At 22.5% G+C, this 7,152-nt stretch carries 7 protein-coding genes; all 7 read right to left on the bottom strand.

All coding sequences use genetic code 11. From position 1 onward, the window contains the following. Positions 1–36 precede the first annotated feature (36 nt). A complete protein-coding gene (locus AMN83_RS01755) occupies positions 37–462 on the bottom strand; it encodes a class I SAM-dependent DNA methyltransferase (protein ID WP_075503884.1) in 426 nt (141 codons plus the stop codon). Between the two features lie 5 nt (positions 463–467). Beyond that, a complete protein-coding gene (locus AMN83_RS01750; RefSeq protein WP_075503882.1) occupies positions 468–1,727 on the bottom strand; it encodes a hypothetical protein in 1,260 nt (419 codons plus the stop codon). After that, positions 1,724–2,854, bottom strand: coding sequence for a DegT/DnrJ/EryC1/StrS family aminotransferase (locus AMN83_RS01745; protein ID WP_075503880.1), 1,131 nt, complete (start codon positions 2,852–2,854; stop codon positions 1,724–1,726). The genes AMN83_RS01750 and AMN83_RS01745 overlap by 4 nt, the downstream gene beginning before the upstream one ends. 14 nt (positions 2,855–2,868) lie before the next feature. Beyond that, complete coding sequence (locus AMN83_RS01740) at positions 2,869–3,273, bottom strand: cupin domain-containing protein (protein WP_075503877.1); 405 nt, start codon at positions 3,271–3,273, stop codon at positions 2,869–2,871. 40 nt (positions 3,274–3,313) lie between these two features. Further along, positions 3,314–4,051, bottom strand: a complete 738-nt coding sequence (locus AMN83_RS01735) for a glycosyltransferase family 2 protein (RefSeq protein ID WP_075503874.1) — start codon at positions 4,049–4,051, stop codon at positions 3,314–3,316. A gap of 2 nt (positions 4,052–4,053) precedes the next feature. Further along, the gene (locus tag AMN83_RS01730) at positions 4,054–5,190 is read right to left on the bottom strand and encodes a glycosyltransferase (protein WP_075503871.1); all 1,137 of its coding nucleotides are present in this window, start codon (positions 5,188–5,190) and stop codon (positions 4,054–4,056) included. Positions 5,191–5,368: 178 nt separating this feature from the next. After that, positions 5,369–7,152: asparagine synthase (glutamine-hydrolyzing) (gene asnB / locus AMN83_RS01720; protein WP_075503867.1), on the bottom strand; the 1,784-nt coding region annotated here is incomplete at its 5' end.

Below are 7,152 nucleotides of genomic sequence, written 5' to 3'. Positions count from 1 at the left end.
CATTTGAAGATGATAGTGATGATATTTTAAATTCTCTTAAGAATAGAGGGCCAGATTTTCAAATATAAAATAAGAATTTTTTTTTAGATGCTTATTTACATTTATCAGAGTAGAAATGACATCTTTGTTTGAATTTAAATAGCTAAAAACATGAAATAATGAAATGGCTGCATCAAACTTTTTATTTAAATTAAAGTATCTAATATCACCTAAATTGTTTTTAAAATTTTTAATTTTTAATGAATTTGCAATCATTTCTTTACTACTATCTATACCTTGAACACTATACCCCCTATTGCATAAAAACTTTGCATGTTGACCTGTTCCAGAACCAAGTTCTAGGATATTTTTTATTTTTTTATTTTTACTTAAAATTTTATTAACTGAAGATGTTTCTAATTTATAATTTTTATCTTTATAAATTGCCTCATAAATTTTTGCTAATTTGAATATTTTTTTCAATTTTTTTAACTTTCAACTTCAAACAAAAAATTTAATTTTTTTCTAAAAATTGTATTATTAAATAAAGTATTAATTATATAATTAAATATAAAAAATATAATTCCTAAGAAAATTAATACAAAATAGTTTGATGTTATTGTTTCAACTTGTAACAAAACTATAAAAGTTGAAACATAATATAAAGAATAAAGAATATAATTTGATCTTAAACTATTTAAAATAATATTAATTAAAAGAAATAATATTGTTAAAGAAATTAAGTAATATATGACTCCTGGTAAACCAAATTCTAAAAAAAATAATCTTAGAGCATTACTTGAAAAATCTATTTGCCTATCAGAACTCAAATGTGATGCAACAATAGTATCCTCAGACATAAATTTTTTATCTTTATAAAGTATGCTTGGAATAGCATTTTTTAAAGATTGACTTATTAAAATACCATTACTAAAAAATATTTTATCATCTTCAAATGATTTAACTGTACTATTTAATTCATAAAATGGTGATGGCCTGCTACCTAGATTATCTAATGTCCCTTTTATTTTAAATATAATAGAGATGTCCTTTTGTAATGGATTATTTATCCTAAGCTGCTGGTAAACATTACTATGTATAGTCCATAGGATTAATGATAGAGAAAGAACGATTACACCTAACTTAAATAATCTATTAGGATTTATTTTTTCTATGTAAAAATTTGTAATATTTAAGAATACAAATATTAAATAAATTGCTGAAAATCTTCTACCTAACATAAAAATAAAAATAGTAATTAAAATTAATAGAAAAAAATTTAAAAAAAGATATTTTTTATTTAAAACTTTAATAATTGAAATTGAAGAAAGTAAAAATAAAATTGGTAATACTATATAATGCTTAAACTTTGCAAATTTTTTTATCATTAAATTTTCCTCATAAGGTAAATGTCCAGCTGTAAATGCAAATAAATTTTCCATATTAATATAGAAATACGAAATAATCGTTGCAACAATTAATAGAAGAACTAAATATGATTTAAAATCAAATTTATTAATAAAATTATTAAATATTTCAAAATTTGTATTTGACTTTATCAAAAAATCAAACTTATAAAGTTTACTAATGAAAATTAAAACTCCAAGAATTATGAGGATAGTTAAAGTAGATATTTGACTCAATTCAAGTTTTCCAAAAGCGATATTAAAAAATCCAAATAAAAAAAAATATGCTAGGAACCCAAACAAGTGTGCGTTTACCAAATTTAGACTTAGATATTTTTTCATTTTTTAGTTTTCAAAATTTCAATCAAATTTTTACACACTTTTTCTTGATCTTTTTTATTAATTCCAAGCCCAGATGGAATATAAAACCCATATTTATACAGGTATTCTGCATTTGGAAATTTTTTATTCTTAAAAAAATTATATTTTTTTAATACTGGCTGTTTATTTAATGGATAAAATAACCTTCTTGTTTGAATGCCCTTTTGTAGTAACCTTTTACACACATAATCAGCTGTAACTTTATATTTTTTTTTTAATATTATTGTATAGACCCAATAAATATTATCTGCATAATTTACTTTTCTGATTGGTAAACTAATTTTTTTAATTTTTTTTAATTTTTTGTTATAAAAACTGCCAATTCTTCTTTTTAATTTTACAATTTCATTTTTTCTTTCAAGCTGAGCAACACCTAAGGCCGCTTGAATATTTGACATTCTATAATTCCATCCAATTTTATAGTGGACAAATCTTCTATTTTTTTTAAAACAAAGGTTTCGTAATTCAGAACATTTTTCTGCAATTTTTTTACTATTGGTAACAATCATTCCACCTTCACCGGTTGTGATTTGTTTATTTGCATAAAAACTAAAAGTGCTTACTAAGCCAAAACTTCCACAAGGTATAGATTTATAAGTTTGTCCATACATTTCAGCAGCATCTTCTATAATTATAATTTTATTTTTTTTGGCAATTTTTAAAATAGGATCAAGGTCAACTGGTAATCCATACAAATGAGTTATCATTATTGCTTTAGTTCTCTTATTTACTTTTGATAAAACTTCGTCTGGGTCCATGTTGAGTGTATCTTTTTTTAGATCAACTAACACAGGTTTAGCACCCAACCTAACTATTTGATTAACACAAGAAATAATTACACTTGCAGGTAATATCACCTCATCTCCTTTACTTATTCCGATAGAATCTATAGCTATATCTAAAGCTGCAGTGCCGCTAGAAACAGAAATTCCATATTTTCTATTCACAGATCTGCAAAATTTTTTTTCAAATTCTTTGACATAACCTCCCTCTGAGGAAATCCATCCAGTATAAATACATTTTTTTAGATACTTAAGCTCATTACCTTTAATTAGAGGAACATTTACAGGTATAAAATTATTCTTCATTTTTATATTGTTACTTATTTCGTTTTAAATCTTTTTTTATCTTTATCTCCTTGATAAGGACCTTGCTTAACCTCTATCATTTCACTTTTTTCCAACATTTCAAATCCATGACCTTGGGAAGCTAATAAAATTACGTCTCCCTTTTCTAAAATTATACTTTGTATAAAAACCTCTTCAGTTGTGAAAAAATTAACTTTAACTTTTCCTGATTTTATAAATAAGACTTCTTGAGTTTTTTTTACATCTCTTGATGTTTCGATATGATAATGGGGTTCAATTTTATGACCAGCATCATGACACATATACCCTAATTGTTGAGAATAAAAATTTGGTGTAAAAAATTCACATCCATTTTTATTATATGAATTTCTTATAATTATAGCTATTTCTTCTTTTTTATATTTAATTCTTTCAATCATTTATTACTATTTTATAATTATAAAATGAAAGTTTGCCAAATTAAAAAAGTTGATTTAGTTTTGAAAAATTTTTTAATATGAGTGTATATAAACCGCCAATATTATTTTTTTTGATTATTAAATAATCTTCATATGATTTTTTGAAAATACTACTTAAATTTTTATTACTTTTTCCACCAATCAACATATGGACTAATACTTTATTATAGTATTTTGTTTTATTTTTTTTCTTATTAAATAGATTTATCAAAAAATCATAGTCTGAAGATATTTCAAAATTTATATTAAAATAATTCTTTTTTTTAATTATTTTTTTTTTAATAAATGTAGCTGGATGAGGAGGCATCCATCCTTTATTTAATAATTTTGTTTCGAAATTCTGACTTCTCCATTTTCTAAATATTTCATGGTTTTTTTTCACATAATTTAAATTACCATAAACAATATCTGATTTTGAATTTTTAAATATTTTTATCACTGAGCTTATTATTTTTTTATCCGGATAGTAATCATCGGAATTTAAAAAACATATCACTTTTCCTGTCGCTAATCTCAAACCTTTATTTAAAGCATAATATATTCCTTTATCCTTTGAAGAAAAAACTTTAGTTATTTTTTTTTTTTTAAAATGATTTATTATTTCTAAAGTCTTATCTTTTGATTTTCCATCAATAATTATATGCTCAATATTTCTATAATTTTGAAAATTAATGCTTTGTAAATTTTGTTTAATTGTATTTTCAGAATTTCGGGTTGGGGTAATTATAGTTATTTTCATTTTTATTTTAAATACACAAAATTTGGTTTTTTTCTTTTTGTTAATAACCAGTAATAAAGTACATCAAATTTTTTATGAATTTTTTTCCAAAAAAAGTTCTTTGAAAAGGATTTTGCGTTTTTAGAAAGTTTTTGACGTTTATCTTTTTTTAAATTTAAAAACTTAATTAAAACTTTTTTTAAACTTTCATCATTGTTTGGTATACACCATCCACACTTAAATTTATCTAAATCCTTCCATGGAGTTTTATTTGAAGTTATTACAGGTAATCCACAAGATAGGGCCTCTGGAACTACTAAACCAAAATTTTCAGAAAATGACGGTAAAACAAATATATCTGATTTGAAATATTCATTATATTTTTTCTTATCATCTAAAGGACCAACGTAGGTTACTTTTTTTTCAATTTTTAAATTTCTTATTTTTTTTAATATGAAGTTTAAATATTTTTTTTCTCCTGTCCCAACTATTCTTAAGTGCCAATTATTTAATTTTATTTTACTTAAAACATTTAAAAGATTCAAAATACCTTTCTTTGGATGTATCCTAGATAAAAACAAAATCTGAATAACTTTATTATTCTTTTTTTTTTTTATTTTAGGAGGATTAAATATACCATTTGGTATAATTGCAATAGGCTTCTTAATTTTAAGCTTTCTTAAATTTTTATACTCCATTTTTGAAGTGGCAACAAATGCTTCTGCATTACTTAAATTTCTAAGTTGAAATAATTTAAGAGCAATTTTTTTTTTAAAACTTTTCTGATTTAATGACCATGGTTCAAGCATCCCATGTGGTTGAATAATATAAGGTATATTATTTTTATAAGCAAAATTACAAATTAAATTATTATAAGGACGCCATATTCCATGACTATGGATTATAATCTCGTTTTTATTGTTATAATTAATACTTTTCATTAATTTTTTTGAAAAAAAAAATGAGATTTCGTTTTGTAAAATTTTCTCACCCTTAAATTTTTTTGATAAATAAGAAAAATCAGTATTTTTTTTTTTCGAAATAATAGACATGTATTTTTTTGGGTTATCTAGCATGCCTAAAACTGCTTTTGATAATCCTCCATCAAGGCTATTCATGGTAGATATTGAATGATATATTTTTAATTTTTTTTGAATCATGGTTTAATTTTTTTTATAAAATTTAAATATCTTTGACTGTAGCTTTCTGTGGAAAAATTATTTTTGACATAATTAAAAATTTCATTTGTGTTGATTTTTCCTACATTATAATTAAAATTTTTAAATCCCGTTGCAATTTCTTCTGAGTGAAAACGCCCTACTAATGAAATCAATATTCTCATTCATCTTCCTTAAAACAATTTAAATACCAAATGCCGTAAGAAAATGTTCTAAAAAAAATTTCTGAATTTTCTAATTTTAAATTTTTAAACATATCTCTGAGTTTTTTATTATTTATTAAAGGGATATCATTAAAATCATTCTCAATTTTATAAAGAATTTGCTTATAGTATTTTTCATAAAATAAGTTTAAATCTCCAGCAAAACCGCTTTTTCTTTTTTCTTTTGCAATTATGTCAGGGAGAAAACTTATTTTTCTCAAATGAGATTTGCTTCCCTCACTAAAAAAAGATTCTAATGAATAATTGTTTATAATTTTTTCTAATTCAATGTCTAAATAAGGCACTCTTATTTCAATACCATAATACATTGAATTTTTATCCTCATAATCCAAATAATTTTGCAAGGCCCATGAGTCCATATAATTTTTCTTAACATTTTTAAATTTTTCTAAATCATGTTCATCATAAAAATTTAAATTTTGAATATTTACTTTAGAGATATTCAAGTGAGAAACTTTTTTTTTTAGTTGTATTTTTTTAATATAATTAATTAATTTTAACGGCAAAATTTGAACAAAAGTACCTTTAAGAATATCTAAAAATGATTTAGCATTTGTTTTTTTAAATGAAAGAATCTTGTTAATAAGTTTAAATATATTGTAATTTTTTTTAAAATTATATGCAAAGTAACTATAAATATGTGATGGATAACCACAAAAAATTTCATCTGCTCCATTTCCAGAAAAAATAATTTTTATATTTTTTTTTCTGACTTCCTCACACAATTTCTTATGCACAATAACTGACAAATCAACAGAAGGTTGAAAATTAATTTTATTAACTTTTTCCAACTCATCAAAAAAATTAATATCTTCAGTATTTATATATGTTGGATTGAATTTTTGAATTTCATTAATTTTTTTTGCATTATCACTTTCAAATAAATCTTTTTGCAGTGCGGTAAATGTATAAATTTTTTTATTTGTTTTTATTTTTGACAATGAACTCGCTAATAAACTTGAGTCCAAACCTCCTGATAAAAAACATGCAATTTTATCGTGTTTTGTTAAAATGTGATCATCTAAATTTTTTAGAAATAGACTTTCAAAATTTTGATAATTTTTATTATCAAATTGTTTAAAATTACTTTTATATTTTGATATACTGAACTTCTTGGTACTGGTATCAATTTCTATAATACTCGATTTGGGTAAGATTTTTATATTTTTAAATAATGTTTCATTGTTTTTAAATAGTTGCCTATTTCCTATAAAAGATACAACAATTTTTTCATTTAATTCTATTTCCTCTTTTACTTTTTTAAACTTTAAAAGTGTTTTTATATCAGAAGAAAAAAAAAAATTATTTTTTAGACTTGAATAATACAATGGTTTAATTCCATATGTATCTCTGAAAATAATAACTTTTTTCGTTTTATTATCATATATGGCAAAAACAAACATACCTTTTAAATGTTCAATGACTTTGTTTCCAAATAATTCGTAAGTTTTAAGAATTACTTCAGTATCTGTATCACTTTTAAAGATACTATCTGGGAAGTATTTTTTTCTTATTTCATTATAATTGTATATCTCACCGTTGAAAATTATTACATTTCCTGTTTTCTGGTCTATCATTGGTTGTACAGAGTTTTCTGAGAGATCCATTATTTTAAGTAATGAATGGAAAAAAACTAAATTGTTAATTTGATAAAAATTTTGAAAATCTGGCCCTCTATTCTTAAGAGAATTTAAAATATCATCACTATCATCTTCAAATG

Source organism: Candidatus Pelagibacter communis (assembly GCF_001180025.1).
GTDB lineage: Bacteria > Pseudomonadota > Alphaproteobacteria > Pelagibacterales > Pelagibacteraceae > Pelagibacter > Pelagibacter ubique_A.
Note: the sequence above shows the minus strand (reverse complement) of the source record. Positions and strands in the feature narration are given on the sequence as shown.